26 protein-coding genes are annotated in these 26,519 nt (G+C 53.8%); 13 read left to right on the top strand and 13 right to left on the bottom strand.

All coding sequences use genetic code 11. The features are described from left to right. Positions 1–2 precede the first annotated feature (2 nt). From ACS18Q_RS14600 to thiH, 5 genes are read left to right on the top strand one after another with little or no spacing between them, the layout of a single operon-like run. A complete protein-coding gene (locus ACS18Q_RS14600) occupies positions 3–1,205 on the top strand; it encodes a thiamine phosphate synthase (RefSeq protein ID WP_441257207.1) in 1,203 nt (400 codons plus the stop codon). Beyond that, on the top strand, positions 1,192–2,001 hold the full coding sequence (locus ACS18Q_RS14595; protein WP_441257206.1) for a HesA/MoeB/ThiF family protein: 810 nt from the start codon (positions 1,192–1,194) through the stop codon (positions 1,999–2,001). The genes ACS18Q_RS14600 and ACS18Q_RS14595 overlap by 14 nt, the downstream gene beginning before the upstream one ends. Continuing rightward, positions 1,998–2,204, top strand: a complete 207-nt coding sequence (gene thiS / locus ACS18Q_RS14590; RefSeq protein ID WP_441257205.1) for a sulfur carrier protein ThiS — start codon at positions 1,998–2,000, stop codon at positions 2,202–2,204. The genes ACS18Q_RS14595 and thiS overlap by 4 nt, the downstream gene beginning before the upstream one ends. 5 nt (positions 2,205–2,209) lie before the next feature. After that, positions 2,210–2,980, top strand: coding sequence for a thiazole synthase (locus ACS18Q_RS14585; protein WP_441257204.1), 771 nt, complete (start codon positions 2,210–2,212; stop codon positions 2,978–2,980). Further along, positions 2,977–4,089, top strand: coding sequence for a 2-iminoacetate synthase ThiH (gene thiH, locus ACS18Q_RS14580; RefSeq protein ID WP_206982366.1), 1,113 nt, complete (start codon positions 2,977–2,979; stop codon positions 4,087–4,089). The genes ACS18Q_RS14585 and thiH overlap by 4 nt, the downstream gene beginning before the upstream one ends. A gap of 122 nt (positions 4,090–4,211) precedes the next feature. Here the strand turns inward: thiH and choV are convergent, their stop codons facing one another. The 8 genes from choV to ACS18Q_RS14540 form a co-directional block, all read right to left on the bottom strand. Then, positions 4,212–5,396, bottom strand: coding sequence for a choline ABC transporter ATP-binding protein (gene choV / locus ACS18Q_RS14575; protein WP_206982367.1), 1,185 nt, complete (start codon positions 5,394–5,396; stop codon positions 4,212–4,214). Beyond that, positions 5,393–6,235, bottom strand: a complete 843-nt coding sequence (gene choW / locus ACS18Q_RS14570; RefSeq protein WP_055466617.1) for a choline ABC transporter permease subunit — start codon at positions 6,233–6,235, stop codon at positions 5,393–5,395. Before choW ends, choV begins: the two co-directional genes overlap by 4 nt. A gap of 51 nt (positions 6,236–6,286) precedes the next feature. Next, positions 6,287–7,216 (bottom strand): choline ABC transporter substrate-binding protein, encoded by a 930-nt coding sequence (locus tag ACS18Q_RS14565; protein ID WP_441257203.1) that lies wholly within the window; start codon positions 7,214–7,216, stop codon positions 6,287–6,289. A gap of 10 nt (positions 7,217–7,226) precedes the next feature. Beyond that, a complete protein-coding gene (gene betA, locus ACS18Q_RS14560) occupies positions 7,227–8,948 on the bottom strand; it encodes a choline dehydrogenase (protein ID WP_441257202.1) in 1,722 nt (573 codons plus the stop codon). A 9-nt stretch (positions 8,949–8,957) separates the two neighbouring features. Beyond that, positions 8,958–10,418 carry a betaine-aldehyde dehydrogenase gene (gene betB, locus ACS18Q_RS14555; protein ID WP_441257201.1) on the bottom strand — a complete coding sequence of 487 codons (1,461 nt, stop codon included), beginning with the start codon at positions 10,416–10,418 and terminating at the stop codon, positions 8,958–8,960. 8 nt (positions 10,419–10,426) lie between these two features. Next, positions 10,427–11,029 (bottom strand): transcriptional regulator BetI, encoded by a 603-nt coding sequence (gene betI / locus ACS18Q_RS14550; RefSeq protein ID WP_004724292.1) that lies wholly within the window; start codon positions 11,027–11,029, stop codon positions 10,427–10,429. 267 nt (positions 11,030–11,296) lie between these two features. Then, positions 11,297–13,087: an aminopeptidase P family protein gene (locus ACS18Q_RS14545; protein WP_441257200.1), complete on the bottom strand. Its 1,791-nt coding sequence runs from the start codon at positions 13,085–13,087 to the stop codon at positions 11,297–11,299. Positions 13,088–13,203: 116 nt separating this feature from the next. Then, the gene (locus ACS18Q_RS14540; protein WP_004724294.1) at positions 13,204–14,145 is read right to left on the bottom strand and encodes a LysR family transcriptional regulator; all 942 of its coding nucleotides are present in this window, start codon (positions 14,143–14,145) and stop codon (positions 13,204–13,206) included. A 144-nt stretch (positions 14,146–14,289) separates the two neighbouring features. Here ACS18Q_RS14540 and ACS18Q_RS14535 point away from each other — a divergent pair, with 144 nt between their 5' ends. Together ACS18Q_RS14535 and tsrA are read left to right on the top strand one after the other, a co-directional pair. Then, a complete protein-coding gene (locus tag ACS18Q_RS14535; RefSeq protein WP_004724295.1) occupies positions 14,290–15,450 on the top strand; it encodes a multidrug effflux MFS transporter in 1,161 nt (386 codons plus the stop codon). Positions 15,451–15,556: 106 nt separating this feature from the next. Next, on the top strand, positions 15,557–15,838 hold the full coding sequence (gene tsrA, locus ACS18Q_RS14530; protein ID WP_004724296.1) for an H-NS-like global regulator TsrA: 282 nt from the start codon (positions 15,557–15,559) through the stop codon (positions 15,836–15,838). A 42-nt stretch (positions 15,839–15,880) separates the two neighbouring features. Here tsrA and asnC read toward each other — a convergent pair whose 3' ends face one another. Further along, positions 15,881–16,345, bottom strand: a complete 465-nt coding sequence (gene asnC, locus ACS18Q_RS14525) for a transcriptional regulator AsnC (RefSeq protein ID WP_004724297.1) — start codon at positions 16,343–16,345, stop codon at positions 15,881–15,883. A gap of 100 nt (positions 16,346–16,445) precedes the next feature. Here asnC and ACS18Q_RS14520 point away from each other — a divergent pair, with 100 nt between their 5' ends. The 3 genes from ACS18Q_RS14520 to ACS18Q_RS14510 all read left to right on the top strand — a co-directional run bounded on the left by ACS18Q_RS14520 (position 16,446) and on the right by ACS18Q_RS14510 (position 20,070). Next, positions 16,446–18,731 carry an EAL domain-containing protein gene (locus ACS18Q_RS14520; RefSeq protein ID WP_441257199.1) on the top strand — a complete coding sequence of 762 codons (2,286 nt, stop codon included), beginning with the start codon at positions 16,446–16,448 and terminating at the stop codon, positions 18,729–18,731. Positions 18,732–18,796: 65 nt separating this feature from the next. Further along, complete coding sequence (locus ACS18Q_RS14515) at positions 18,797–19,585, top strand: class I SAM-dependent methyltransferase (protein ID WP_055466621.1); 789 nt, start codon at positions 18,797–18,799, stop codon at positions 19,583–19,585. A gap of 77 nt (positions 19,586–19,662) precedes the next feature. Next, positions 19,663–20,070: a hypothetical protein gene (locus tag ACS18Q_RS14510; protein WP_014204217.1), complete on the top strand. Its 408-nt coding sequence runs from the start codon at positions 19,663–19,665 to the stop codon at positions 20,068–20,070. Positions 20,071–20,151: 81 nt separating this feature from the next. On the opposite strand, the gene ACS18Q_RS14505 is transcribed toward ACS18Q_RS14510, so the two are convergent. Both ACS18Q_RS14505 and uspA read right to left on the bottom strand, forming a co-directional pair. Next, on the bottom strand, positions 20,152–21,036 hold the full coding sequence (locus ACS18Q_RS14505) for a carboxylate/amino acid/amine transporter (RefSeq protein WP_004724301.1): 885 nt from the start codon (positions 21,034–21,036) through the stop codon (positions 20,152–20,154). 56 nt (positions 21,037–21,092) lie between these two features. Further along, positions 21,093–21,518, bottom strand: coding sequence for a universal stress protein UspA (gene uspA / locus ACS18Q_RS14500; RefSeq protein WP_004724302.1), 426 nt, complete (start codon positions 21,516–21,518; stop codon positions 21,093–21,095). Between the two features lie 162 nt (positions 21,519–21,680). Between uspA and ftnA the strand changes: the two genes are divergently transcribed. The 3 genes from ftnA to ACS18Q_RS14485 all read left to right on the top strand — a co-directional run bounded on the left by ftnA (position 21,681) and on the right by ACS18Q_RS14485 (position 23,899). Beyond that, on the top strand, positions 21,681–22,208 hold the full coding sequence (gene ftnA / locus ACS18Q_RS14495) for a non-heme ferritin (RefSeq protein WP_004724303.1): 528 nt from the start codon (positions 21,681–21,683) through the stop codon (positions 22,206–22,208). Positions 22,209–22,282: 74 nt separating this feature from the next. Beyond that, positions 22,283–22,606 carry a universal stress protein UspB gene (uspB, locus tag ACS18Q_RS14490; protein WP_004724304.1) on the top strand — a complete coding sequence of 108 codons (324 nt, stop codon included), beginning with the start codon at positions 22,283–22,285 and terminating at the stop codon, positions 22,604–22,606. 105 nt (positions 22,607–22,711) lie between these two features. Then, positions 22,712–23,899 carry an NAD(P)/FAD-dependent oxidoreductase gene (locus ACS18Q_RS14485; RefSeq protein WP_441257198.1) on the top strand — a complete coding sequence of 396 codons (1,188 nt, stop codon included), beginning with the start codon at positions 22,712–22,714 and terminating at the stop codon, positions 23,897–23,899. Between the two features lie 73 nt (positions 23,900–23,972). On the opposite strand, the gene araH is transcribed toward ACS18Q_RS14485, so the two are convergent. Further along, positions 23,973–24,959, bottom strand: coding sequence for an L-arabinose ABC transporter permease AraH (gene araH, locus ACS18Q_RS14480; protein WP_004724310.1), 987 nt, complete (start codon positions 24,957–24,959; stop codon positions 23,973–23,975). Between the two features lie 17 nt (positions 24,960–24,976). Continuing rightward, positions 24,977–26,491 carry an L-arabinose ABC transporter ATP-binding protein AraG gene (gene araG / locus ACS18Q_RS14475; protein ID WP_441257197.1) on the bottom strand — a complete coding sequence of 505 codons (1,515 nt, stop codon included), beginning with the start codon at positions 26,489–26,491 and terminating at the stop codon, positions 24,977–24,979. Positions 26,492–26,519: the final 28 nt, after the last annotated feature.

Here is a 26,519-nt window from a genome sequence, read left to right as displayed (position 1 = left end):
TCGTGAAATTACTTATCCCATCTCAGTGTATTGAACTGACGGGAGACGTGCAGCGGGTGCTATTGCTCGCTGAACAACAAGGTTTTGCGATTGGACATATCGAGTTGGGCGTGAGCCCAACGCCTGATTTGCAACTTGTTGGCGACACGACTCTCCGTTTGTCTTGCAATTGGTTCCCCCATGTTCAGCCAGATGCTGATAGGGTGTTGCACTACGGTGCTGTGACTGATGATTGTGCGTCCACAGCAATGCATGACCGTTGGATTTTTATTGGCGACGAGCATCAGGGGTACGTGACCGACCATTGGCAACATTCTGATGAAGTCCGTTCCTTGCTTCAAGTCACCCCCTTGGAACCTCGTGACTATGGGCGTCATTTGGCATGGGTGCTGGCGTGTCTGAGTCTCGATTTTCCCATTGAAGATGCGTTGGTTTTGAGTCGAGCAGCATTGAATGTTTCACGTGAAACATGGCCAAGCGACTACCGACACTTTCCTCAACCACGCACCCAAGCTGAATTTTCTGCGTTTCCAACCCTGAAGTCGGCGTCATTGGGTGTGTACCCCGTGGTGGATGATGTCCGTTGGATTGCGCAGTTATTGCCACTGGGGATCACCACCATTCAACTGCGCATCAAAGACTCGCATCAAGCTGATTTGGAACAGCAGGTAATGGAAGCCATTCGTCTTGGGCGCGAGTTCGGGGCGCAGGTGTTTATTAATGACTATTGGCAGCTGGCGGTAAAGCATGGCGCTTATGGCGTGCACCTTGGGCAGGAAGATCTGCAGACGGTCGATTTGAAGATGCTATCGGACAATAACCTTCGGTTGGGTTTATCCACTCACGGTTATTTTGAATTGCTTCGCATTCACCAATTGGCGCCGAGCTACATTGCCTTGGGGCATATTTTTCCGACCACCACCAAACAAATGCCGTCCAAACCGCAGGGGCTGGTGCGCTTGGCGTTGTATCAACGACTGCTTGATTCGATGCCTTATGGTGACACCACGGGGGTGCCCAGTGTGGCGATAGGCGGGATTGATGCGCTTAACGCCGAGCACGTTCTGGCGTGCGGCGTCACCAGTATTGCCGTGGTGAGAGCCATTACTGAGGCAAAGGATGTGGCTGTTGCTACCCACACGTTGCAGCATATTCTCGCGCTGTCGCTGGTATCGACGAAGGAGCGCAACCATGTTGTCGGATGAACAATTTGTTCGCTATCAGCGACAAGTCGCGTTGCCTGATGTAGGTGAATGTGGTCAACACAAGCTCCTCAATGGCCGAATCTTGATCGTCGGTTGCGGCGGTTTAGGTACGGCTGCAGCGCAATATTTGGCGGCTGCTGGGGTCGGTTCTCTGGTGATTGCCGATGACGATTGTGTCGAGTTGTCCAACTTGCATCGCCAATTGGCATATCGCATGACGCAGTTGACGCTGCCGAAAGTCGCAGCCTTGGCACAAACACTGGCAAGCATCAATCCTGACTGCCGGGTCCGCACTGTGCAGCGCAAAATGGCGGGCAGCGTGCTGGACTTGGAAGTTGCGCATGCCGATATCGTACTCGATTGCAGTGACAACCTAGAGACACGTCATGCGATCAACGCAGCGTGTTTTGCAGCGCGCAAGCCTCTGATCGCCGGTTCGGCGATTGGCTGGGAAGGCCAATTGGTGGCGTTTGATTTTGCCAATCAGCCTCAAGGTTGTTATCGCTGCTTGGTGCCGGATGATGTCATTCCCACCTCGAGACGTTGCACCGATCTCGGTGTGATGGGGCCTGTGGTGGGTTCCATCGGTAACCTGCAAGCATTGATGGCGATGCAGTGGCTGCTGCAACTCAACCATTTCCAATCCCATCAGGTGATGCGGTTTGATGGACTGAACATGCAGTGGCAAAAATGGCACTTGCTGAATGATCCCGATTGTTCGATATGCTGCGCGTCTCCGTCCAAACCTCATTTAACCACCAATCTGGCATCCCCAATCAACGAGGACGAGTCATGACTATGACGATTCACATCAACGCGCAACCGCACACCACCCAACTTGGCAGCACCTTGGCGAGCGTGCAAACGCAACTTGAGCTGCCAGTACAAGGCTGCGTGTTTGCCATCAATGATCAGGTGATTCCGCGTGGTTTATGGCACCAAACGGTGCTCAACGACGGTGACCACATTTCTCTCTTTCAGGCGATTGCAGGAGGCTAAACGCCATGTTTACCATAGCTGATAAAACTTTTCGCTCCCGGCTTTTAACCGGGACAGGCAAATTTGCCAATCGTCATGTGATGGCCGATGCCATTCGTGATAGTGAATCTGAACTGGTCACCATGGCGCTGAAACGCGTTGACTTGGCCGAACGTGATGATGACATTCTGGCGCCGTTGATTGCGGTGGGAATTCATTTACTACCCAATACCTCGGGTGCCAAAACAGCGCGTGATGCGGTTTTTGCCGCGCATTTAGCGCGTGAAGCGTTGGGGACGTCGTGGCTCAAACTGGAAATCCACCCAGATCCGAAATACCTGATGCCTGACCCAATTGAAACGCTGAAAGCGGCTGAACAGTTGGTGAAAGATGGCTTTACCGTGTTGCCATATTGCCATGCCGATCCGGTGCTGTGTAAACGGTTGGAGGAAGTGGGCTGCGCTGCGGTCATGCCGCTCGGTGCGCCGATTGGTACCAATCAGGGGTTGAGTTCAAAGACCTTTCTGGAAATCATCATCGATCAAGCAAACGTGCCGGTCATTGTCGATGCAGGCATTGGTGCACCTTCGGATGCAGCGCTGGCGATGGAGATGGGGGCCGACGCCGTGCTGGTGAATACCGCCATTGCCACGGCAAGCGATCCGATTGCGATGGCACGCGCTTTCAAACTCGCGGTAGAAGCGGGGCGACTGGCGTATGAATCCGGCTTGGCAACGCAACATCAGCATGCGGCTGCGTCGAGTCCATTTACCGCATTTCTGGATGGTTCACGATGAGCTTTGTACAACGATTCAACCAACTGGATTGGGATGACATTAAGTTGTCGGTGTACGGCAAAACCGCGGCTGACGTTGAGCGAGCACTGGCAAAAAGCAAACGCGACGTGGAGGATTTCAAAGCCCTGATTTCTCCCGCCGGAGAAGCGTACTTGGAACAGATGGCGCAACTGTCTTATCAGGCGACTCGGCGCCGCTTTGGCAATACCATGTCGTTTTACATTCCACTCTACTTATCGAACTTGTGTGCCAACGCCTGCACGTATTGCGGTTTTTCTATGGAGAACCGCATCAAGCGTAAAACGTTATCTCAAGATGATGTGGCGCAGGAGATTGCGGCGATCAAGCAGATGAAGTTTGACAGCGTACTGCTCGTCACCGGTGAGCACGAAACCAAAGTTGGCATGAATTACTTTCGTCAAATGCTGCCGATGATTAAGCAGTCGTTCCATTATCTGGCAATGGAAGTGCAACCGCTGAAGCTGGAAGAGTATGCCGAGTTGAAAACCTTGGGGCTCGACGCGGTGATGGTGTATCAGGAAACGTACCATCCATCGACATATGCGCAGCATCACTTGCGCGGCAATAAGATGGATTTTAATTTTCGTCTCGACACGCCTGACCGATTGGCCAAAGCCGGGATTGATAAAATTGGTTTGGGCGCGCTGATTGGTCTGGAAGATTGGCGTACCGATTGTGTCTACGTCGCCGAACATCTTCACTATTTGGAGAAGACGTATTGGCAGTCACGTTATTCGATTTCGTTTCCGCGTTTGCGACCCTGTGAAGGGGCGTTGCAACCCAAGTCAGTGATGAGTGACAAACAATTGGTGCAGCTGATCTGTGCGTTTCGTTTGTTGAACTCGGAAGTGGAGTTGTCTTTGTCGACGCGTGAGACGCCGGCGTTTCGCGATAATGTGGCCATGTTGGGCATCACCAGTATGTCGGCGGCATCGAAGACCCAGCCGGGGGGATATGCCGATCCCAAAGCGGAATTGGAGCAGTTCGCGACCAGCGATGAACGGCCGGCTTGGCAAGTGGAACAGGCCATGAAAGCCAAAGGGTTGGAAGCAGTGTGGCATGATTGGCATGCCGTTTACTCTGGCTAAACGATGTTCATGTTTCACGTGAAACACAAAAAGGCGACCTGATGGTCGCCTTTCTTCTATCGATGCCATTTTTCAGCGATTCTATTGAGGACGACTCAAGCGGCTCACTGGATTGACCTCATTTAAGCCGCATCCACTTGGTGATATTTGCCGAGCAGCGCATGGTAGAAATCATGATCGCTTAACGTGCCGACCAACTGGTTTTCCTCCATCAGCAAAATCGGGTTGCCGGTGTGGTAGCGGATTTCAATCGCATCGCGCATGTCGATGTCTGGGCTGGCCATTACCAAGGTGTCCGGGGTGAGGTGCTGGTGTGACATCTCGTCATGCCATTCAATCAGTTTTAACGGGGAATCGCCAGACACCACCCAGCGCTGCGCTTGCTGTTCCACCCATACATCTGACTGCTGACAAATCTGCCAGCGACCGTTGTCTTGAATCAGGTCGTCGCAACTGTTCATCAACGAACGGCCTTTGAGCACATTCAGTGGGTTGGTATGAGCCACGAAGTCCTGCACATATTGTGTGTTAGGCGTCAGGACGATCGCTTCTGGCTTGCCATACTGAATCAGTTTGCCGGATTCTAAGATGGCGATGCGTGAGCCAATCTTCAGGGCTTCGTCCAAATCATGGCTCACAAAGATGATGGTTTTGTTGAGCTGTTTTTGCAGGCTCAGCAACTCATCTTGCAGTTGGCTGCGAATCAGCGGGTCGAGGGCGGAGAACGGTTCGTCCATCAACAAAATGTCACTGTCCATCGCAAAGGCGCGAGCCAGACCGACACGCTGTTGCATGCCGCCAGACAGTTCATGAGGGAATTTCGTTTCCCACTCCGACAAGCCAACCATGGCCAGTTTTTCGCGCGCCCGCTGACGGCGTTCGCTCTTGCTGATCCCTTGCATCTCTAAACCAAATGCCACGTTATCCAGCACATTTAGCCACGGCATCAAGGCGAACGTTTGAAACACCATCGAGACTTTATGAGTGCGTAGGTGACGCAGGGTCGCATCGTCGCAGTGGGCTAAATCGATGCACTGATCGCCATCTTGAATTTTCAGGGCGCCACGCGTAATTGGATTCAGGCCATTCACGGCACGTAACAGGCTGGATTTGCCGGAACCCGACAAGCCCATCAACACGCAGATTTCACCTTGTTGAACATCCAAGCTGACGTTATCCACGCCTACCACGAGGCCCGTTTCATCGATGATTTGCTGACGACTTTTGCCTTGGTCCAGTAAGTTGAGAGCGGGTGCGGTATGGGAACCAAACACCACATCCAGATTTTCAATACTGATGGCGTTCATGATGACACCTCCTTGCTGTTAGGCGCTTTGCACAAGCGATCGAGAATAATCGCAACCAGCACAATGGCGAGACCGGCTTCAAAGCCCTGCGAAATGTTCACCGTGTTGAGCGCGCGAATGACCGGTTTGCCCAACCCATCGGCGCCGACTAGCGCGGCAATCACTACCATCGACAGTGACAGCATGATGCATTGTGTGATGCCTGCCATGATGCTGGGTAACGCCGCCGGCAGCTCGACCTTAAACAGCAATTTCATGTTGCTGGCCCCGAACGCTTTACCAGCCTCGATCAGTGCTTCCGGCACACGTGTGACGCCCAAATAGGTCAGACGAATGGGCGCCGCAATGGCAAAGATAATCGTCGAGATCAGCCCCGGAACGATCCCCAGACCAAACAACACCAGCGTCGGAATCAGGTACACAAACGTCGGTACGGTTTGCATCAAATCGAGGATCGGCCGCATCACGGTGTACATCCACGGGCGGTGCGCCGCCATGATGCCAAGGGGCACGCCAATTAATACGGAAATCGTTGTCGCGGCAAACACCAAAACAAAAGTTTCCAGCATTTCCTGCCAGTAGCCCAAATTCAGAATCAGCAGCAGTGCAGCGATGATAAAAATCACCAACGACAGACTGCGGTGCAGCCACCACGCGAGGGCGGCGGTGACGACAATCGGCACGGCGGGCGGGAACCATTTGAACACGTCGACCAGCACCATGATGATGCTTTCGAGCAGAAATGAAATGGCATCGAAAAAGCCGGACGCATGCAGGGTCAGCCAGTCGACCCCGGCTTCCATCCAATGGCCTAACGGAATTTTGTGATCGCTAATCATAAGTTGAGAAGTCCTTGAAGTGCGGTGGAGATGGACTCCACCGGCGCTGAATTAAATATCGGAGTTAAGGTAGTCGTGGATGGCTTGCTCAGCAGGTTTGCCATTGAGTGTGGTGACCTTGTTGAGCCACTTTGACAATACTTCCGGGTGCTCACGCAACCATGCTTTGGCCGCCTTCGATGGTTGTTGACCTTGGTTGAGGATCGCTTCCATCAATGCATTTTCCATCTCCAGATTGAAAGAGAGGTTGTTGAGCAACTGGCCGACATTCGGACACTGCGAAACGTAGCCCTGACGCACGTTGGTATACACGTTGGCTCCGCCGTAGTTCGGACCGAAGTAATCATCGCCACCGCTGAGGTAGGCCATTTTGACATTGCTATTCATGGGGTGTGGCGCCCAACCCAAAAAGGCAATCCACTGTTTGCGGCGCACGGCGCGTTTGACTTGCGACACCATGCCAGCTTCGCTCGACTCAACCAGATCGAAGGTGTTGAGATCAAAGGCGTTGTTATCGATCATGGATTGAATCAGACGGTTGCCATCGTTGCCCGGTTCGATGCCGTAAATGCGGTGCTTGAACGCGTCTGCGTGCTGGGCGAGATCCGCGAACGAGTGCACGCCGGCGTCATACACGTATTGAGGAACGGCCAGCGTGTATTTGGCGCCTTCGAGGTTGGCGCGGAGCGTTTCCACGGTGCCGGCATCGCGATACTTGGCGATGTCGCCTTCCATGGTTGGCATCCAGTTGCCCAGGAAGACATCAATATCGCCATTGGCCATCGATGAATAGGTGACGGGAACCGACAGCAAATCGGTTTTGGTTTGATAGCCCAAACCATGCAGCAGTTCAGTGGTGACGGCGGTGGTCGCCGTGATGTCCGTCCAACCCACATCGGCAAAACGTACCGTGTTGCAGTTGTCGGCATAGGCGTTGAGAGAAAGCAGCGTGGCTGCGGTGAAAGTCATGAGGTGACGCATGGGGATTTCCTTATTGTGTGTCCAGTGCCACGGACGGTTGAGCATCCAGCGCGCGTTGCGGCGCGGTTTGACGTTGTTGGGTCTGCCACTGCGGCGCGATCCAAACGGGGGCTTCGCTGGGGGGCAGAGGCGTTTTGCCCAGCAGCAGATCGGCGGCGCGCTCGGCGACCATGATGGTCGGCGCGTTTAAGTTGCCGTTGGGAATGGTGGGAAAGACGGACGAATCCACGACGCGCAGCCCGTCAATGCCACGGACTCGGCAAGCGCTGTCGAGCACGGCCATGTCATCATCATCGGCGCCCATTTTACAGGTGCACGACGGGTGGTAGGCACTCTCGACATTTTGCTTCACCCACGCATCAATCTCGGCATCGCTGCTGACCGCAAGACTAGGCTGAATTTCATCGCCGCGGTAATCATCCAGCGCCGGCTGCGCCAGAATTTCACGTGTGAGGCGAATACAATCGCGCCAGTCCTGAATGTCCTGTGGTTCGGACAGGTAACGGAACAGAATCGCCGGTTTTTGTTTGGGATCGCTGGAACGAAGCCACACGCGACCGCGGCTCATCGGTTTATTGGGGCCCACGTGAACTTGAAACCCGTGACCGTCAAACGCGGTGCGTCCATCATAGCGCATGGCGGCTGGTAAAAAGTGGTATTGCAGGTTAGGCCACTTGAGTCCGGCACGTGAGCGAATAAACGCGCACGATTCAAAATGGTTGGTGGCCCCCAAACCGCGTTTGGTCAGTATCCATTCGGCACCGATCATGCCTTTACTGATCAACCCCAGCTTACTGTTGAGTGTGATGGGTTGTTGGCAACGATACTGAAAGTAAATTTCCAGATGATCTTGCAAGTTTTCGCCCACACCGGGCAGTTCGTGGTGCACGTCAATCCCTGCGTGTTCTAACACGTCGCGAGGGCCGATACCGGACAATTGCAGCAGGTGCGGCGAACCGATCGAGCCTGCGCTGGAGACCACTTCACGATTGGCAAACGCGACTTGAATTTGGCCGTTGCGTTCAAACTCGACACCGATTGCCCGTTTGTTTTTCAGCACCACTTTGCGCGTCAACACACCTTTTAGCAGCGTCAGGTTGCTGCGCTTAAGTGCGCGGCGCAAGTACGCATTGGCGGTGGAGGCGCGCACGCCACTATCGACGGTCATGTGCATCGGGCCAAAGCCTTCTTGCTGATAGCCATTGTAATCGCCGGTTTTGGGGTAACCAGCTTGCTGACCGGCATCGATGAAGGCTTGATAGAGCGGGTTGAGCGTCATGTCGTTGCCGTTGCAAGTCGCGAGTGGACCCTCGCCACCACGGTAGTCATCCGCGCCGCCGCGCCAGCGTTCCGCGCGTTTGAAATACGGTAAACACGACGCGTAATCCCAGCCTGTCGCGCCGTGTTGTTGCCACTCATCAAAGTCACACGCGTGGCCTCGCACGTACACCATGCCGTTGATCGACGAGCTACCGCCCAACACTTTGCCACGCGGGCAGTGCAGGGCGCGGCCATCGAGACCGGGCTCGGGCAGCGATTCAAACTGCCAGGCGTATTTGTCGCTGTTCATCGGGTATGAGAGCGCGGTGGGCATCTGAATGAAGATGCTTTTGTCACTGCCGCCGGCTTCGAGCAGCAGCACGGAGTGTTCACCGCTTTCGGTTAAACGGTCGGCCAGCACGCAGCCAGCGGAACCCGCACCGATGACGATGTAGTCAAAGTGTTGTTTCATGCTGTCTCCTTACGCATATGGCCCGACGAAATCATCCAGTTCCACCAATACACTTTTGGTTTGGGTGTAATGGTTAAGCGTTTCGATGCCGTTTTCACGTCCCACGCCCGAGAGCTTGTAGCCACCAACGGGCATTGGCGCTGGCGAGTCACCCCAGGTGTTGATCCAGCAAATACCCGCTTCAAGCTGGTGGATGACACGGTGCGCGCGCGACAGGTTCTGCGTGAAAACGCCAGCGGCCAAGCCGTAGTGGGTGTTGTTGGCGCGTTGAATGACCTCTTGTTCGTCATCGAACTTCATGACGGCCATCACTGGGCCAAAGATTTCTTGCTGCACAAAATCCATGTTGTCGTCGCAGTCGACAAACACCGTCGGCGCAACGAAATTGCCATTGGCCAAGCCGTTGTCTGTCACTTGGTAGCCGCCGGTCAGCAGCTTGGCACCGCACGCTTTGGCGCTGTCGATGGCGGCCAAAACCTTGTGCATATGATCGTTGGAGATCAGCGCGCCGATTTGAGTGCGCGGATCTTGCGGATCGCCCACGATCAGTTGTTCGGTGCGGGATTTCAGCTGATCGATGAATGCGTCGTACAAATGCGCATGCACATACACGCGGGTGCCGTTCGTGCACACTTCGCCTTGGGTGTAGAAGTTGGCGACCATCGCCGCAGAAACTGCCTGATCGAGCTTGGCATCCTCAAACACCAGCAGCGGGGACTTACCACCCAGTTCCATGGTGACGGATTTAAGGCTGCGCGCGCTGTCTGCCATCACCGCTTTACCGGTGCCTGTTTCGCCCGTGAAGGAAACTTTGGCAATCGCCGGATGCGCGGTCAGCATCTGGCCGACTCGGCCATCGCCCTGCACGACGTTAAACACGCCCGCAGGCATGCCCGCTTCGGTAAAGATGTCCGCCAGTTTCAACACGCTGAGCGGCGTTTCTTCCGACGGTTTGAAGATCATCGCGTTACCCGCGGCGAGCGCAGGCGCTGATTTCCACATCGCGATTTGAATCGGGTAGTTCCACGCGCCAATGCCAGCGCAAATCCCTAACGGCTCTTTGCGGGTGTAGAAAAACTGGCTGGCGGAGAGTGGTTGTTGCTCGCCTTGCAGCGCGGGTGCGAGGCCGGCGAAGTATTCAATCACGTCAGCGCCGGTGGCGATGTCCACACAGTCTGCCTCTTGAATCGGTTTACCGGTATCAAGTACTTCGAGCAGGGCCAGTTCGTCGTTGCGTTCGCGCAAAATCGCCACGGCTTTGAGCAGAATGCGGCTGCGCTCTACGGCGGTCATTGCCGACCAAATTGCGAAGCCGCGCTGCGCAGAATCCACCGCTGCCTGGACGTCTGCGGCGCTGGCGTGACCCAATACAGCGAGCGGTTCGCCTGTGGCCGGGTTGTATGAGGTAAAGGTTTCCCCGGATGTCGCGTGAGTTAACGCGCCATCGATATAAAGTGATGCATGTTCCATGTGAAGACCTAGTCGGTTGTCAGCGCATGTTGCGCCAGTTGTATGTCTAAGTAGTCGTTGATCAAAACGCGCGCTTGCTGGGCGTTGATCCCGTCGGGGTTCAGTGCGCCGCGTAGCCAGATGCCATCGATCAGGGCGGCGATGCCGTGGGCCACCGATTGAACATGGTGGCGTGGAAGCAGGGCGTTCAGTTCAATTTTGAGGTGAGAGAGCAGACGCTGTTCGTTCACGCGCTGTAAGCGATGCAGTTGAGCGTCGTGCATCGAGTAAGACCAAAACGCCAGCCAGGTTTTGACCACCTGACTTTCGGCTTGGAAGCCTTCGAAGTTGGCATTGACGATGGCGTTGATGCGTGCCTGATGCGCATCGCGAGGCAATTTCGCCAACGCCTGTGTGACGGTGACCGAATGCTCGCGCAAAATCGCGCGCATGGTCTCTTCCAACAATCCGTGTTTGCCGCCGAAGTAGTGGTTGATGATGCCGGTTGAGACGCCGGCTTCACGGCTGATCAGCGCGATACTGGCCGCATGTAACCCAACGCGTTCGATCACTGCCATGGTGGCTTGAACCAACTGTGGTTTGCGTATATCTGGCATTCCAACTTTCGGCATCACGAGTCCTTATCATTTTTAATTGAACGATTAGTTAAATATACGTTAAACAAAAAATCATTAGATCTCAAACTAAAATGTTGGCGTATCTGGGGTGGGTTGGGATGGTTTTGATGAATTAATTGATTTGAAACAGGTATTTAATGGGTAAATAAAAAATTAATTTGATGCGTAACGTTTAGTGGTAAATGTAATTGTTGCGGGGTGTAAACGAAAAAAATCCCTTAACGACAACGTCGTTAAGGGATTGATCGTGGCCTGAGGCCCTTAAGCGTGATGGATGGGCTGCGTTGCTTGGCGTAACCAAGCGCGAACATCCCCATCGACCAACGGACTGACTTCATCCCATACCGTGGCGTGGTAGGCGTTCAACCAGTTGAGTTCCGGTTTGGTCAGCAGGTTGACGTTGATGGCGCGCACATCAATCGGGCAGCGGGTGAGTGATTCAAACCCGAGCACATTGAAATCACCTTGGGTGGCGACTTCCGTAACCAATTCCAAGTTTTCAATACGAATACCAAAGCCGTCGGCGCGGTAGTAACCCGGCTCGTTTGACAGCACCATGCCCGGGCGCAGCGCAACGTTGTTGAACACTTTGCTGATACGTTGTGGGCCTTCATGCACGCTCAGGAAATGGCCGACGCCGTGGCCGGTGCCGTGATCGTAATCATAGCCATTGGCCCACAGGTATTGGCGTGCCAACACGTCCAACTGATGGCCGCAGGTGCCTTGAGGGAAGCGCGCTTTGGCGAGTGCGATGTGGCCTTTAAGCACCAGCGTAAATTGCTGTTTCATCTTGTCACTCACATCACCAATGGCGATGGTTCGAGTGATGTCGGTGGTGCCGTCGATGTACTGACCGCCGGAGTCGACCAGATACAGTGTATTCATTTCCAACTGGCCCGGTTGCGGCTGGTTCATGTGGTTGTAGTGACACATGGCGGCGTTGCTGCACGCGGCCGAAATGGTATCAAAGCTCAGATCGGCCAGCGTTGGGTCGAGTTCACGGAACGCTTGCAGTTGATCGGCCAATTCAGCCTCATTGTGCAACCGGCCGGCCGCCACTTCGCTATCCAGCCAGGCGAGGAACTTGGTCATCGCTGCGCCATCGCGCACGTGACACGCTTTCATGCCGGCAATTTCGGTGGCGTTTTTCGCCGCTTTAGGCAGCAGGCACGGGTCGGCATCGTTGAGCAGTTCAACGCCCACGTTTTGCAATACCAAGGTAAACCAAGCATTGCTGGTGGCAGGATCAACCATCACGCGTGTGCCGCGCAGTTGCACCAAGTGGGATTCCAAAGTGTCGGGCTGATGAACGCGAACACCGGCGCCGACATGGGCATCAAAGCCCGGCGCTAACCGTGCGGGATCGAGGAAGAAGTCCACGCTGGCATCGGCATGCACAATCGCGTGCGACAGCAGAACTGGCAGGCGAGAGACATCCAAGCCGCGAATGTTGAGCAGCCAGCAGATGGAATCAAGTTCGGTCAAAATGGCGCTGTCGACGTTTTTGCTGACCAGAATCTCTGCGATGGTGCGGCGCTTGGTTGCGCTGTCGACGCCCACCAGATCATTGCCCATCAGGCGCATGTCAGAAACGACAGGCGCTGGGCGATCGTGCCACAGTTGGTCAATGGCGTTGCCGCGGGTGGCGACCAACGGCAGCGTGGTTCCCAGTGTCGCTTGCGCGGCGTTGAGCCAACTGGCGCGGTGCATGCGTGGGTCGTAAGCCACTTTGCCACCGTTGGGGAGGGCGTTTTTCAGCCACGCCAAGTAGGGTTCTTCAATCAAGTGGTGATACGCAAACAGGTCACTCGGAACTTGTTTGCGAACTTGCACGGTATACCGACCATCGACGAAGATCGCGGCGTGTTCGCGGGTGATCACTGCCGCACCCGCTGAACCGGTAAACCCGGTCAGCCAATGCAGACGTTCGTTGTGTTCGGGCACGTATTCGCCCAGATATTCATCTTCGTGAGGCACAATGAGTGCATCGAAATCGTGTTGTGCTAGCCAGTGACGCAGCTCGGTAACACGTTGTGAAATGGAGTGTGGCATCGGTGATTATCCTTTTTTGAACAGTCCTTTGTGACGGCACATGCGGTGGTTTGCTGGCCCGGGACAAGTGCGACTAAGCTACTCCTTTTGCCCAAGGCGTGCAAATCGTCGTCTGCTCAGCGCAAATGGAGTGTTTTGGTTTGAATGATCTGGCGCAGCCAGTTCAACGCCGGGTCATTTTCTCGATCGCGATGCCAAAACAGCGTGTAGGCCATCGGCGGAAATTCCAGTGGTAGCGGCAGTACCACCAAATCCATTTGATGTGCGACCAAATGGGTGAAATGGCTCGGCGCGGTAAACACAAAATCGGTGTAGGTACACAAGCTGGCTGCGCTATTGAAGTCGGGCACCGTGATGGCGATGTCGCGCTCATGGCCCATATCGGCCAAGCGATAGTCCAACAACCAGCGGTCGTTGCCATCGCAACGCACTTGCACATGGCGCAGTGCCAGATACTGCTCGAGATTCCACGGTCGGCTCAGCGCCGGGTGGTTTTTTCGCACCACACACATTTGGGTGTCGCGGTAAATTTCCTGCTCGCAGATGTCACTCGGCGGCATCATGGTCAGCCGCGCGTCATTGATGTCGATGTCTTTCCCCGTCAAGCCAAAATCAAGTTCACCCAGTTGCAGCTTTTTGAACGTTTGCTCGGTCCACGCGTGCGTACTGATGTTGAGGTTCGGACCCTGACTGAAGATAGCAGGCAAAAAATGGGGCAGGATCAACGGATAGACACTTTCAACCGTGGCGATGTGGAAACGGTACTCACTCGATTGCGGTGAAAACTGCTCTGGCTGCGTGATGAGTTCAAGTTGATTGACCAGAATGTCGAGCTTGGGCTTGAGAAATACCACTTTGGGGGTCGGTTTTAGGCCGTGTGACGTGCGAATAAACAGCGGGTCATCAAATTGCTCGCGTAGCTTGGCCAGCGATTTACTCACCGCCGATTGGCTGAGGTAGAGGCGGTTGGCGGTGCGCGTGACACTCAACTCTTCGCTGAGGACTTTGAGGCACACCAACAAGTTGAGATCGATGCGGGCTAACTTTTCAATCTTCATCTGATTTTCCTAAGAGGAATATTACTGATGATTATAAGCCATTTTTACGCATATCAGGATTGCTCTATGATGCGCGAAGTCTCATTAATTTAGTTGGAGAAGCACGTGAGCGTGACGCATTCGAGCGGACCGAGTAAACAGCAAATGGTATTACTGACGCTGTTGGTCCTGTTTAGCCCTTTGGCGATTGATATTTATTTGCCGGCTTTGCCGCAAATTGCGCAGACGTTTCACGTGGAACACGCTCTGGCTCAAGACACGATTACTTGGTTTCTGTTTGCGATGGGGGTCGGCCAGTTGTTTGCCGGTCCTCTGGCAGACAAACTCGGTCGTCGAACTGTTGCATTGGGTGGCATCAGCATTTATGCGGTGAGCGCTTTATTGGCGTGGAGCGCGCAAAGCATTGAATGGATGCTGACGGCCCGTCTGCTACAAGGCTTCGGTGCATGTGCGACATCGGTAGCAGCCTTTGCGACAGTTCGCGATATTTTCGGCCCGCAACGCAGCGGTAAAATGATCAGTTACCTCAATGGCGCCATCTGTTTTATTCCTGCGCTGGCGCCTATTCTGGGCAGTTGGCTCACGCAGCAGTTTGGCTGGCGAGCGAACTTCAGCTTTATGGCGGGGTTTGCCGTGACCGTTGGATTACTGTTGCTGGTGCGAATGCAAGAGACCAACCCCGTCACCGAAAAACAAGCGGTGTTTAAGTTGTCGCGTTACTGGTCGGTGCTGAAAACCCCGTCGTTCCTGTTCCATGCCTCGCTGTGCTTGCTCGCGATGGCGGTGATTCTGGCGTACGTGACATCGGCCCCGGTGGTGTTAATGGAACATTTGGGCCTGACCATGAACCAGTTTACGTTCTGGTTTGGGATCAACGCGGTGGTGAATATCGTCGCTTGTATGACGGCGCCGCGCATCATGGACCGCTTTGGTACTCACACCACCTTGGTGATGGGCATCAGCGCGCTGCTGGTGGCTGGGGTCACCATGGTGATGCTGGCCGATGTGGCGACGGCATTTGCGTTCATGCTGCCGATTTTCGTGTCATCGATTGGTTTTGCTTGGATTCTGGGCGCAGCGGCAGGCAAAGCGTTGGCGCCGTTTGGTGATAAAGCGGGCACCGCAGCCGCATTGTTAGGTTTATTCCAAATGAGTGGTTCCGGTCTGGTGGTTGGCACGTTGCAACGTTTACACTTGGAGCCGCAAATGCTGATTGCATTGCATATGTGGCTTATCGCGCCGGCCCTGATCATTCTGTTTTCAAAAGCGGGCCGTGCTTGGCACCAATGGGCTTTGGAATCGTAGCGTAAGCTTTGGTAAATTCACTCAAACGGCTATTTTCTAAATTCGATTAGGCGTGTATATTGTGGCCTCTTCATTCATTAGAAAAATGCTTTGGAATCACGATACGATGTCTATGACAACCTATGAAATGGCTCGCATCTGGGAACAACTCGACGAGTCTCCAGAAAAGGTTATGTTTGGCAAATTGCTCGCAGAGCTGGGCAACCAAAGTAGTGAACGTGTTCGTAGTGCCGCCAAGCAGGTACCACTGCCGGTGTTGCGTGATCTGGTCTTTCAATTCCAGCAAGTGATTGATTCACGCAAGAACGAACAAGTTGATTTGCTGGCGAAAGAGCTCGCCAAACAAGGTATCTCACCCGATGAGCTGTTGAAATACCTGAACAAATAAACAAAATTTACAAGAAAAGCCCGGGCTGAGTCCCGGGTTTTTTTATGGGTTGACGTTGCGGTTGATCGGGTTTTGCAGCGAAATCAGTGTTTCGGTGGATTGGACTTCGTCGATCGCCTGCAACTTGTCGATCAGCACGTATTGCAGCTCTTCAATCGATTTACACATCAGTTTGACGAATATGTTGTACGCGCCAGTGGTGTAATAGGCTTCGACCACTTCATCTAGCGCATTGAGCTTGGCCAGCGCGGAATGGTAATCGCGCGCGGCGTTAAGGTTGATGCCGATAAAGCAGCACACGTCGTATCCGAGCTTTTTGGTGTTCACCACCACTTCGGTGCCTTGAATGACATCCGCGGCTTTCATCTTCTCGATACGCACGTGAATGGTGGCGGGGCTGACATTGAACTGCTTGGCCATTTCTGCGTAAGGGGTCCGGGCGTCATCCATCAAAATTTTCAGAATCGCGCGATCCAATTCGTCCAGTTTTGCTGTGGCTACTTGCATATTAAATCCTGCGTTTTGTGCAATTGGTCAGAATATCACACGGATAATCTATGATTTGGAGTGATATCATTAATCATCGACTCTGCCAAGGAATCCGTTTGTGGCTCGCTTATTTTTCGCCATGTCATCGCTGTTTTTGAGCGTCATGGTGGCGCCGCTTCACGCGGCTCCTCTCTCCACGTCAGCAGCGCCGACGTTCTTTGAACGCATCGGGCTGAGCAATCATCAACATTGGGACATCGCCACGGTGTTGACAGGGCTGGTGCTGGTGGTCGGCGTCCTCGCCTTGTTACTTTACTACCTCGTACGGCTGCGCAACAGTGAACGCCAGATCCGCGATCATCAGCGCCTGTTGGAGTCGGTGTTTGAACAGAGTAACCACTATATCGGTATTTTTGATCATCAGGGCGGGCTTATTTCCTGCAATCATAAATTTCAGGAACTGTTGTACCGCCAAGGTGTGAGCCTCGAACAGCCGTTGTGGCAGCATCCGCACTGGGAAGATGCCTCCGCCGAACGCATCAAAGCGTACTTTGAAGAAGTCTCCACCCAACCGCGGCAGTTTGAAGCGGAAATCTGGCACGCCGATCAGGGTGCCATTGTATTGGAATGGGCATTCAAACCCATGTTCAACATGCCGGGGGAACCGATTCAATACCTGTGTGAAGCGCAAGATATTACCTGGCGGAAAATCACCGAAGACAAACTGTTTCAGCGTGAAGCCAGCCTCAGTCACTATTACGACCTGCAACCGGTGATGATGCTGACGCTCGATGAGCAGAACCGCATTCAACAAGTGAACCGGTTTGCCGAGCAGATGCTCGGGTTTGATGCCTCGCAGATGCTCGGCCATCGCTTGAAAGAGTTTTACCTCAGCGAGCAAGCGCTCAGCGCGCGTCAAATGTTGCTGCAACCCAATCAATCGTTGCAAGGCGTGTGGCAGCGTGAAATTGAATATCGCCATGCTGATGGCCACGCCATTTGGGTGCGTGAAAACATTCGTGCGCTGGTGGAAACGGGCCATCTGCTGATTGTGGGAGAAGACGTGACGCCCACGCGCAAACTGGCTGATGAACTGGCTTATCAAGCCAAATTTGACCTGCTGACCAACACCTACAACCGCAACCAGTTTGAGCTGGAACTGGCGCAAGCGCTGCAAGAGACGGAAACCGAACTGCGCACGCACGCCATGTTGTACCTCGACCTCGACCAACTCAAAGTCCTCAATGACACCGCCGGCCACGATGCCGGAGACGGCGCGATTCAGTTTTGCGCCAGCATGTTGGAAGAGGTGTTGCCGTACAACGCCGTTTTGGCGCGCATGGGCGGTGATGAGTTTGCTATTTTGCTCAAAGACTGCACCGAGCGAGATGCGATTCAGGTGGCGAAAATCATCGTCGCGACCTTGGCTGAGCACGCGTTTTGGTGGGATGACATTCGCCTCAATTTGACGTGTTCGATCGGGATTCGTTTGATTGACCACACTGCGACGTCACCGCAGATGGTGCACGCGCAAGCGGACACCGCGTGTCACGCTGCCAAAGAAGAGGGACGCAACCGCTACAACTTGTATCGTCAGGACGATGCGGATCTGTGCCGCCGTCAGTTGGAGATGGAGAGCGTCAATCTGGTGCATGATGCGCTGGCAAAAGATCGCGTCGAGCTGTTTGCGCAGCAGATTCTGGCGTTGAGCGGGGATGACGCGGGCATGCACTTTGAGATTTTGGTGCGCATCAAGAACGCGGCAGGCGAGTACGTGTCGCCGGGCATCTTCGTGCCTGCCTCTGAACGCTATAACGTGGCACACCTGCTGGATAAACAAGTGGTGGAACAGACGCTGCGCTGGTTTGAAACTCGCCCGCAGGTGCTGGCTCACTTGGGTTTGTGTTCCATCAACCTGTCCGGCCACTCGATGGGCAATGCGGAATTCATCGACACGCTGCTGGCGCGGCTGCAACGCAGTGACGTGCCATGCGAAAAAATCTGTTTTGAAATCACCGAAACCGCCGCGATGCGCAACCTCAATCAGGCGATTGATCTGTTTAGTCGCCTGAAACAGCTCGGCTGTCGCATCGCGTTGGACGATTTTGGATCGGGGCTCTCTTCGTTCGGCTACCTGAAAAAGTTGCCGATCGACATTGTTAAAATCGATGGCCTATTTGTGCGCGACATTGATGTGAATGAGACAGACCATTTGATGGTGCGTTCAATCCACGATTTGGCCCGCCAGATGGGAAAACAGACCGTGGCCGAGTTCGTCGAAAATGAGGCGATTTTGCAGCGTTTACGCGAGATTGGCGTCCATTTTGCGCAGGGTTATCAGATTGGCAAACCACAGCCGATTGACGAGCTGGTTGAACAACTGCTGACCGCGCAGAAGGCTTAGCCGCCACGCTGAAAATCGGCTACACTGGCCGCCGATTTGACCCCCTCGATTCTGGAGTGAGACCTTTGCAGCTACAACTGATTTGTGAAGTCCGCGAACGTGCTGAAGAACTGCAACGTATCGCCAAGCGCTGGCACTTAAGCCACGATGCCAGCAGCCCGTTTGCGCTGGTGCTGACGGCGGAACGCTTGGAACTGCGTAAAACCGATGAGCCCAAACTGGGTGCGATTTACGTTGACTGGGTCAGCGGCGCGGTGGCGCATCGCCGTAAATTTGGTGGCGGCAAAGGTCAGGCAATTGCTAAAGCTGCAGGGTTGAACAAAGGCGTGACGCCGACGGTGCTTGATGGCACGGCAGGTTTGGGGCGTGATGCGTTTGTGCTGGCGTCATTGGGCTGCAAGGTGCAGATGGTGGAACGTCATCCGGTGGTTGCGGCGTTGCTCGACGATGGCCTGATGCGCGCGCAACTCGATGCAGAAATCGGTCCGTGGGTCAGTGAACGAGTCACGTTGCTGCATGCGTCCAGCCATGCTGCGCTGGATCAGCTGGCGCAGGATGCAACGTTTGAACGCCCAGACGTGGTCTATCTCGATCCCATGTATCCGCACCCGGAAAACAAAAAGAAAACCGCGCTGGTCAAAAAAGAGATGCGCGTGTTTCAATCCTTGGTCGGGGCCGACAACGACGCAGATGCGTTGCTGGCACCGGCATTGTCGCTGGCGACCAAACGTGTGGTGGTGAAGCGTCCGGATTACGCCGAATGGTTGAATGAACACAAACCGAGCATGGCGATTGAAACCAAGAAGAACCGCTTTGATGTGTACGTGATTGCTGCGATGGGCGACAGCCAATAAATCAGCACTTGCGTTTCCGCGGGGGGACGGTTATATCTAACTAAGAATTATTCCTATTCTTAGCTGGAGCCTCGACCATGACGAAACGATTGTGTAAGTTAAATCGTCGTGACATCACCACCTCCCTGGGTGAGATTCATCGCTTGGTGGCGCAACCGGCCTTTATGTGCCGTGCTTGTGCCCGTTCATCCGCCGACAAAAATGCGCTGTGTAAGCCCGAAGCCTTGCCCACGCTCAAACGTGCAAGCAAAGCCCAAGGGGCACTTGATGTACGTGCGACGCGCAGCAAGTCTGCAGAAAAAGCGGCGCTGAAACTGGCGAAGAAGACGCTGAAAAAGCAGAAAAAATATCAGAAGAAGCTGGCCAAAGTGCTCAAACAGCAACAAAAAGTGATGAAAAAGCAGCAAGCGCTGCAAGCCAAATTTGATGCGTTGACTCCTAGCGTGGTGTTAACCGACAGCCGCGTGCTGACGCACGTGCACTGATGCTGATGCCATGAAAAAGCCCACTATTCGGTGGGCTTTTTTGTGTGTCGCTTTCAGCTTATTTGTTGACGGTGCATTCGCTTATTGGTCAAAGGTGCGGTAGTGCAATTCCACACGGCGTTTGACCCAGGTTTCATTGACCCACAGCGAGAGCAGAATAACCAATCCGCCCAGCGACAGACGCAGCACATCCACATCGCGGTTCCAGATCAGAATATTGACCACCAGACCCGCGGGCACCAGCACGTTGTTCATGATCGCCAGCGCGCCGGCGTTGACCATGCACGCGCCTTTGTTCCACGCAAAATAGCCAAATCCCGACGCAATCACGCCAAGATAAATCAGAATGCTCCATTGCAGCGAAGTGGTGGGCAGTTTGCTCGGATTGCCAAGCAGCAGAAACGCGACACTGGCGACCACCAGCGCGCCGAGATAGAAGTAGCCAAACACCGTGTGTTGCGGCAGCGTCACAGTTTCGCGTTCCATCACGTATTTGTAGCCCACCTGACCGATGGCAAAGCAGAGGTTGGCGCCTTGTACCACCATAAAGCCTAGGAAGAAGTTGTCATTGATGCCGGCGAATTTAATCACCGCTGCGCCTGCCACGGCAATCACGGCAGTGACCAGATACCACGGCGAGAACCGCCCTTTGAGCAAGTCATAAATCAGGGTGACATAAATCGGCGTAAACACGGTAAATAGCAGTACTTCCGGCACGGAGAGCAGCAAAAATGATTGGTAGTAGAAGCAGTACATCAAGCCAAGTTGAATGCCGCCAATTGCCATCAGTTTGCCAATCAGCTGACCGGGGACGTGTTTGAACTTAAGAAAGGGAAGGAACACGAGGCTGGCGAGGGCCACCCGCATTAGCACCGAAAACCAAGAATCGACCTGACCGGCGAGGTACACGCCGATCAGGCTGAATGAGAAGGCCCAAAGTAGGGTCACTGCAGATAAATAAATCATAACGAGAATGGTTTAATGAAAATTTATCTGCAGTCTAACTGAGTTTTTCTTCGTCGTCAGTCGTTGAGTGGTACAACCAACAGGTCGACAGGTGAGCAATTAATGAGCTGACGGGTTGAGGACAGCAGTTTGCTCCAGAAATCTTGGTGGTGACCGCACACCACTAAATCAATGTTGAACTCATTGATGGTGTCGCACAGCTCGTTACTCAAATCGCCGCTGCCCACCAAGGTGTGGCGAATCGGGTAGTTGGCGTAGTTGGCCATCTCTTGCAGCTGTTTCTGAGACGCTTCCATTGCGTGGTGTTGCGTTTCCGCCAGGTTGATGTCGATCAGCCCGGTGTAGAGCTCGGCATAGTTCACATCAATGTGAATAAAAGAGATCTCGGCATTCAGAGGCTTAGCCAGCGCAACCGCTTTGTCGATCAAAAGTTTGCTGTCTTCTGAGAGATCGACGGCAACTAAAATGTGTTGATAACTCATAATGCTATCTCCTTGTAGGTGACTCACTACAGATTAGCACCTCGCTGAGAAGTTTTTTGCCGTCGCGATCAAATATCCATCGTGTATGGTCACGGTGTTCTAACAATAGCCAACGAACATGTTATAGTGGCTTCAGTGATTTATGATGAATAGGAACCCTCGATGCTAGCTCAAGCCATGGTCGATCAATTGAATGATCAAATTAATCTCGAATTTTTTTCATCCAATCTATACTTACAAATGAGTGCTTGGTGTGAAGACAAAGGATTTGATGGTGCCGCAGAGTTTCTACGCGCTCATGCCGTAGAAGAGATGCAGCACATGCAACGACTGTTTACTTATGTCAGTGAAACCGGCTCGATGCCAATCCTAGGGGCGATCGCAGCGCCAAAACACGATTTCGCAAGCTTAGGCGAAGTATTTCGCGAAACGTATGAACATGAGCAGATGATTACGCAGAAAATCAACAAACTGGCTCATCTGGCGTTCACATCTCAAGATTACTCAACATTTAACTTCCTTCAGTGGTACGTTGCGGAGCAACATGAAGAAGAGAAGTTGTTTAAAGGGATTTTAGATAAGCTGGAACTGGTCGGCGAAGATGGTAAGGCGTTGTTCTTCATCGATAAAGATCTGGCTGCATTGGCAAAAGCAGGCTCATCTTCGGTAATGGATGCCCCCGCTGAGTAATCTCGGCAAAAAGACCAATTGAAGCGATCGTCTTTTTCTCTGGGCATTCTTACACAAGATGTAGGGAGGAAAAGATGATCAGTGGAGATACCATTCTTTTAGCGCTAATGATCGTAACCGGTGTGAACGTGCTCCGTTACCTCACCGCATTACGCTCTCTTATTTATATCATGCGCGAAGCTCACCCGTTGCTCTATCAGCAAGTCGATGGCGGTGGCTTTTTTACCACCCACGGCAATGTCACCAAACAGGTGCGCTTGTACCACTACATCAAAAGCAAAGAGTATCACCACCATCACGACCCGGTGTTTACCGGCAAGTGTGACCGCGTGCGTGAGCTGTTTATCCTCTCGACATCACTGGTGCTCCTGACGACGGTGGCCGCCTTTATGCTGTGATTTCGCGGTCAATTGGCAAGCAATGGTTTTACCGTTAGAATACCGCCCCAAGTGAGTAAGGATGTGCGCTGCACATCCTTTTTTATTGCAGTTGAGTGAGCCGAAATGAGTGAAAAAGTCGATGTTGTCGTGATGGGCGCGGGTGCCGCTGGCCTGATGTGTGCCGCGGAAGCGGGGAAGCGGGGTCGCAGAGTCTTGATCCTCGATCACGCCAAAAAACCGGGTCGTAAAATCCTCATCTCTGGCGGCGGCCGTTGTAACTTCACCAACTACGATGTGTCGGCAGCCAACTACCTATGTGGTAACCCGCACTTCGTTAAATCGGCGCTGTCGCAGTACACCAACTGGGATTTCATTGCCATGGTCAGCAAGTACGACATCGCGTACGAAGAGCGTGACCACGGCCAGTTATTCTGTCTCGATTCGGCCAAAGACATTGTCACCATGCTGCTGGCAGAGTGCGATCAGCCGACCATTCGTCAGCGCTACCAAGTCGAAACGCTGGCCATCGCCAAAACCGAGCAGGGCTTTCACCTTACGACCTCAATGGGCGATATTGAATGCCAGTCGCTGGTGGTCGCGACCGGTGGCTTGTCGATGCCCAAACTGGGCGCGACGCCATTTGGTTACAAGATTGCCGAGCAGTTTGGTTTGCCCGTGCTCCCGACCACCGCGGGTTTGGTGCCGTTTACGCTGCATGTGGAAGACAAAGACGCGCTGGCTGAATTGTCGGGCATTGCGGTGCCCTCTGAAATTCAGGCGGAATGCGGCAAAGTATTTAAAGAAGCGCTGCTGTTTACCCATCGCGGTTTATCCGGCCCTGCCGTATTGCAAATTTCCTCTTACTGGAAGCCGGGGCAAGCGCTCAGCATCAATCTGGTGCCGAATGTGGACATCGACGAGCTGCTGACTCGTTCGCGTGAAAAGCACCCGAACCAAAGCCTGAAAAACACTCTGGCACGCGTGCTGCCAAAACGCTTGGTGGAAGTGCTCATCGAGCGCCAACTGCTGAGCGACAAACCGCTCAAACAACTCAACCCGAAAGAGCTAAGCGCGGTCTCCGACACGCTGCAACAGTGGCGTATTGTGCCCAACGGCACCGAAGGCTATCGCACCGCAGAAGTGACGCTGGGCGGCGTTGATACCGATTCGCTCTCATCGAAAACCATGGCGTGCAAAACCGTGCCGGGGCTCTATTTTGTCGGCGAAGTGATGGACGTCACCGGCTGGCTGGGGGGCTACAACTTCCAGTGGGCGTGGTCGAGCGGCTACGTGGCAGGGCAATGGGCGTAACGGATCGAATTCATGTCATAAAAAAGCTCTCTTATTGATGGGAAATAAGAGAGCTATTTGGAGCGGAATTTACTTAACGTGATTTTTGTTTGTAGCGGTCAAAAATAACGGCCGCCAGCAAGATCACGCCACGGACAACGTATTGTGCAAAGGGGGACATGTTCAGCAGGTTCATGGCGTTTTCCACGGTGCCCAAAATCAGCACCCCGGCAATCACGTAAGAGACTTTACCGATCCCGCCTTTGAGCGACACGCCGCCCAACACACACGCCGAGATCACCACCATTTCAAATCCGACCGATGTCATCGGCTGGCCACTGGTCATGCGCGCCGCCAAAATGACCCCTGCCAAAGCGGAGATAAAGCCGGAGATGGTGAAAATCATCATCTTGGTTTTGACCACGTTGACGCCAGCCAAGCGCGCCGCTTCTTCGTTGCCGCCGATGGCCAAGGTGTTGCGGCCATACACGGTGCGGTTGAGCAAAAAGCCAAACACAATGAAGGTGATGATGGTCAGCCAGATCGGCGTTGGAATGCCAAGTAGCGACGAGTTACCGAGCGCAAAGAAGCTCTCTTCTGTGATGCCGACCGCTTTACCGTCTGAGATGATGTAACCCAGACCGCGGGCAATTTGCATCGTCGCGAGGGTGGTGATCAGCGCGTTAATTTGCAGTTTGGCAATCACAAAGCCGTTGAGCAGGCCAAACAGCACGCCCGAGAGCAGCCCCGCGCCGATGCCCAGTACCACACTGCTGGTGGCGTTGATGGCCACGGCGGTAACCACGCCTGAGCAGGCAATCACGGAGGCCACCGACAAGTCGAGGTCGCCACAGGCCAAGCAGAACAGCGTGGCACAGGCGACCATGCCGCTCATGGAAATCGCCAAGCCCAAGCCTTTCATGTTGATCAGGGTGGCGAAGTAGGGCACGAACAAACTACACAGCAAAAACAGACCGGCAAACACCATCAGCATGCCGAATCGATCCCAGATCTGGGCGAAGTTCACGCCGCTCGGCTTTTGGTCGGCAGCAACCACTTTGGTAGAACTTGATAGAGACATAATGCAATTCCTTCTTCTTATGCAGCGGCGTGTTCGTTGTCTAACATGGCGAGGCGCAGCGCGGTCTGTTCTTTAAATTCATCGCGTTGCAGTTCACCGGCGATGGCGCCATCTTTCATCACCAGCAGGCGATCCGAGATGCCGAGCACCTCGGGCAAATCGCTCGATACCACCAACACGGTGACGCCGTTTTCCGCCAGCTTAAAGATCAGTTCATAGATTTCCGATTTGGCTCCGACGTCGATGCCGCGCGTTGGCTCATCGAGCAAAATCACACTCATGGCGGTGGAGAGCCAGCGACCAAGAATCACTTTTTGCTGGTTGCCACCCGAGAGTTTGCCGATTGGCTGCTCCAACGAGGTGGTTTTGACGTTGAGCGCCTGACGCTGGGTGTCGGCGTTTTTCGCTTCCCAGTGAAAGTCGATCAGGCTGCCGAGCTTGAGGTGCCAAGGACGTGCGCTGATGTTGGTGTTTTCTGCCACCGACATGATCGGCACGATGCCGTCGGTTTTGCGATCTTCCGGACACAAGGTGATGCCCGCTTTGATGGCATCGCCCGGTTTGCGCACTTGAATGTTGACGTCGTGCAGGTACAAGTCGCCGGCGGTGCGTTTTTCGGCGCCGAAGATCAGCCGGGTGAGTTCGGTGCGTCCGGCGCCGACCAAACCAAACAGGCCGAGGATCTCGCCTTGGCGAATATCCAGCGACACTGGCGCGGTTAGCCCGGGGCCTTCAAAGTTCTCTAAGCGCAGGCCGCTAAGCCCCAGTTTGCGCGCGCGGTAGTTGTAGATGTCGTTGATTTCGCGTCCGACCATCAGTTCCACCAAGCGATCGTGAGTCAGTTGTGTTAGGTCATCAAACGTCTGCACATGAGTGCCATCTTTGAAAATGGTGATCGCATCGCACAGGGTAAAAATCTCTTCCATGCGGTGTGACACATACAGAATGATTTTGCCGTCATCACGCAGTTCGCGAATGACGTTGAATAGGTTTTGAATTTCACGTTGCGACAAGCTGCTGGTCGGTTCATCAAAGGCGATGATTTGCGCGTTGCGGCTCAGCGCTTTGGCAATTTCCACCATCTGCCACTGGCCGATGGAAAACTCTTTCAGCGGATGTGACGGGTCGAAATCCTCGCCCAAACGCAGCAATTGCTCGCGGGCCTGACGATTGAGGGTTTCGGTATCCACGCGGCCGTTTTTGGTCGGGAATTGCCCCAGAAAAATATTTTCCGCCACACTCAGTTCTGGCACCAGATTGAGTTCTTGGTAAATGATGGCGATGCCTTGATTGAGGGCATCGGTGGTGTTGGTGAGCGACAGCTCTTGGCCGTCAATCGCAATGTGACCTTCCGTGGGTTGGTGGAGTCCGCTGAGCGTTTTGAGTAGCGTGGACTTACCGGCACCGTTTTCGCCCATCAGGGCGTGAATGCTGCCTGCGTTGGCGCGAAAACTGATGTTGCTCAGCGCCTTTACACCGGGAAAGTGCTTTGAAATGTTGCGAAACTCAAGGGATGAGGGGGACTTCGCCATAACATTCTCTCCGTTCCAATAGCGGGCG

Origin of the sequence: Vibrio sp. Vf1514 (assembly GCF_052076135.1) — a bacterium.
GTDB lineage: Bacteria > Pseudomonadota > Gammaproteobacteria > Enterobacterales > Vibrionaceae > Vibrio > Vibrio furnissii.
Note: the sequence above shows the minus strand (reverse complement) of the source record. Positions and strands in the feature narration are given on the sequence as shown.

Coding starts and splice junctions, on each gene's coding strand:
- ACS18Q_RS14595 (WP_441257206.1), top strand. CDS start 1,192: ATGTTGTCGGATGAACAATTTGTTCGCTATCAGCGACAAGTCGCGTTG.
- thiS (WP_441257205.1), top strand. CDS start 1,998: ATGACTATGACGATTCACATCAACGCGCAACCGCACACCACCCAACTT.
- ACS18Q_RS14585 (WP_441257204.1), top strand. CDS start 2,210: ATGTTTACCATAGCTGATAAAACTTTTCGCTCCCGGCTTTTAACCGGG.
- thiH (WP_206982366.1), top strand. CDS start 2,977: ATGAGCTTTGTACAACGATTCAACCAACTGGATTGGGATGACATTAAG.
- choV (WP_206982367.1), bottom strand. CDS start 5,396: ATGAACGCCATCAGTATTGAAAATCTGGATGTGGTGTTTGGTTCCCAT.
- choW (WP_055466617.1), bottom strand. CDS start 6,235: ATGATTAGCGATCACAAAATTCCGTTAGGCCATTGGATGGAAGCCGGG.
- ACS18Q_RS14565 (WP_441257203.1), bottom strand. CDS start 7,216: ATGCGTCACCTCATGACTTTCACCGCAGCCACGCTGCTTTCTCTCAAC.
- betA (WP_441257202.1), bottom strand. CDS start 8,948: ATGAAACAACACTTTGACTACATCGTCATCGGTGCGGGTTCCGCTGGC.
- betB (WP_441257201.1), bottom strand. CDS start 10,418: ATGGAACATGCATCACTTTATATCGATGGCGCGTTAACTCACGCGACA.
- betI (WP_004724292.1), bottom strand. CDS start 11,029: ATGCCGAAAGTTGGAATGCCAGATATACGCAAACCACAGTTGGTTCAA.
- ACS18Q_RS14545 (WP_441257200.1), bottom strand. CDS start 13,087: ATGCCACACTCCATTTCACAACGTGTTACCGAGCTGCGTCACTGGCTA.
- ACS18Q_RS14540 (WP_004724294.1), bottom strand. CDS start 14,145: ATGAAGATTGAAAAGTTAGCCCGCATCGATCTCAACTTGTTGGTGTGC.
- ACS18Q_RS14535 (WP_004724295.1), top strand. CDS start 14,290: ATGGTATTACTGACGCTGTTGGTCCTGTTTAGCCCTTTGGCGATTGAT.
- tsrA (WP_004724296.1), top strand. CDS start 15,557: ATGTCTATGACAACCTATGAAATGGCTCGCATCTGGGAACAACTCGAC.
- asnC (WP_004724297.1), bottom strand. CDS start 16,345: ATGCAAGTAGCCACAGCAAAACTGGACGAATTGGATCGCGCGATTCTG.
- ACS18Q_RS14510 (WP_014204217.1), top strand. CDS start 19,663: ATGACGAAACGATTGTGTAAGTTAAATCGTCGTGACATCACCACCTCC.
- ACS18Q_RS14505 (WP_004724301.1), bottom strand. CDS start 21,036: ATGATTTATTTATCTGCAGTGACCCTACTTTGGGCCTTCTCATTCAGC.
- uspA (WP_004724302.1), bottom strand. CDS start 21,518: ATGAGTTATCAACACATTTTAGTTGCCGTCGATCTCTCAGAAGACAGC.
- ftnA (WP_004724303.1), top strand. CDS start 21,681: ATGCTAGCTCAAGCCATGGTCGATCAATTGAATGATCAAATTAATCTC.
- uspB (WP_004724304.1), top strand. CDS start 22,283: ATGATCAGTGGAGATACCATTCTTTTAGCGCTAATGATCGTAACCGGT.
- ACS18Q_RS14485 (WP_441257198.1), top strand. CDS start 22,712: ATGAGTGAAAAAGTCGATGTTGTCGTGATGGGCGCGGGTGCCGCTGGC.
- araH (WP_004724310.1), bottom strand. CDS start 24,959: ATGTCTCTATCAAGTTCTACCAAAGTGGTTGCTGCCGACCAAAAGCCG.
- araG (WP_441257197.1), bottom strand. CDS start 26,491: ATGGCGAAGTCCCCCTCATCCCTTGAGTTTCGCAACATTTCAAAGCAC.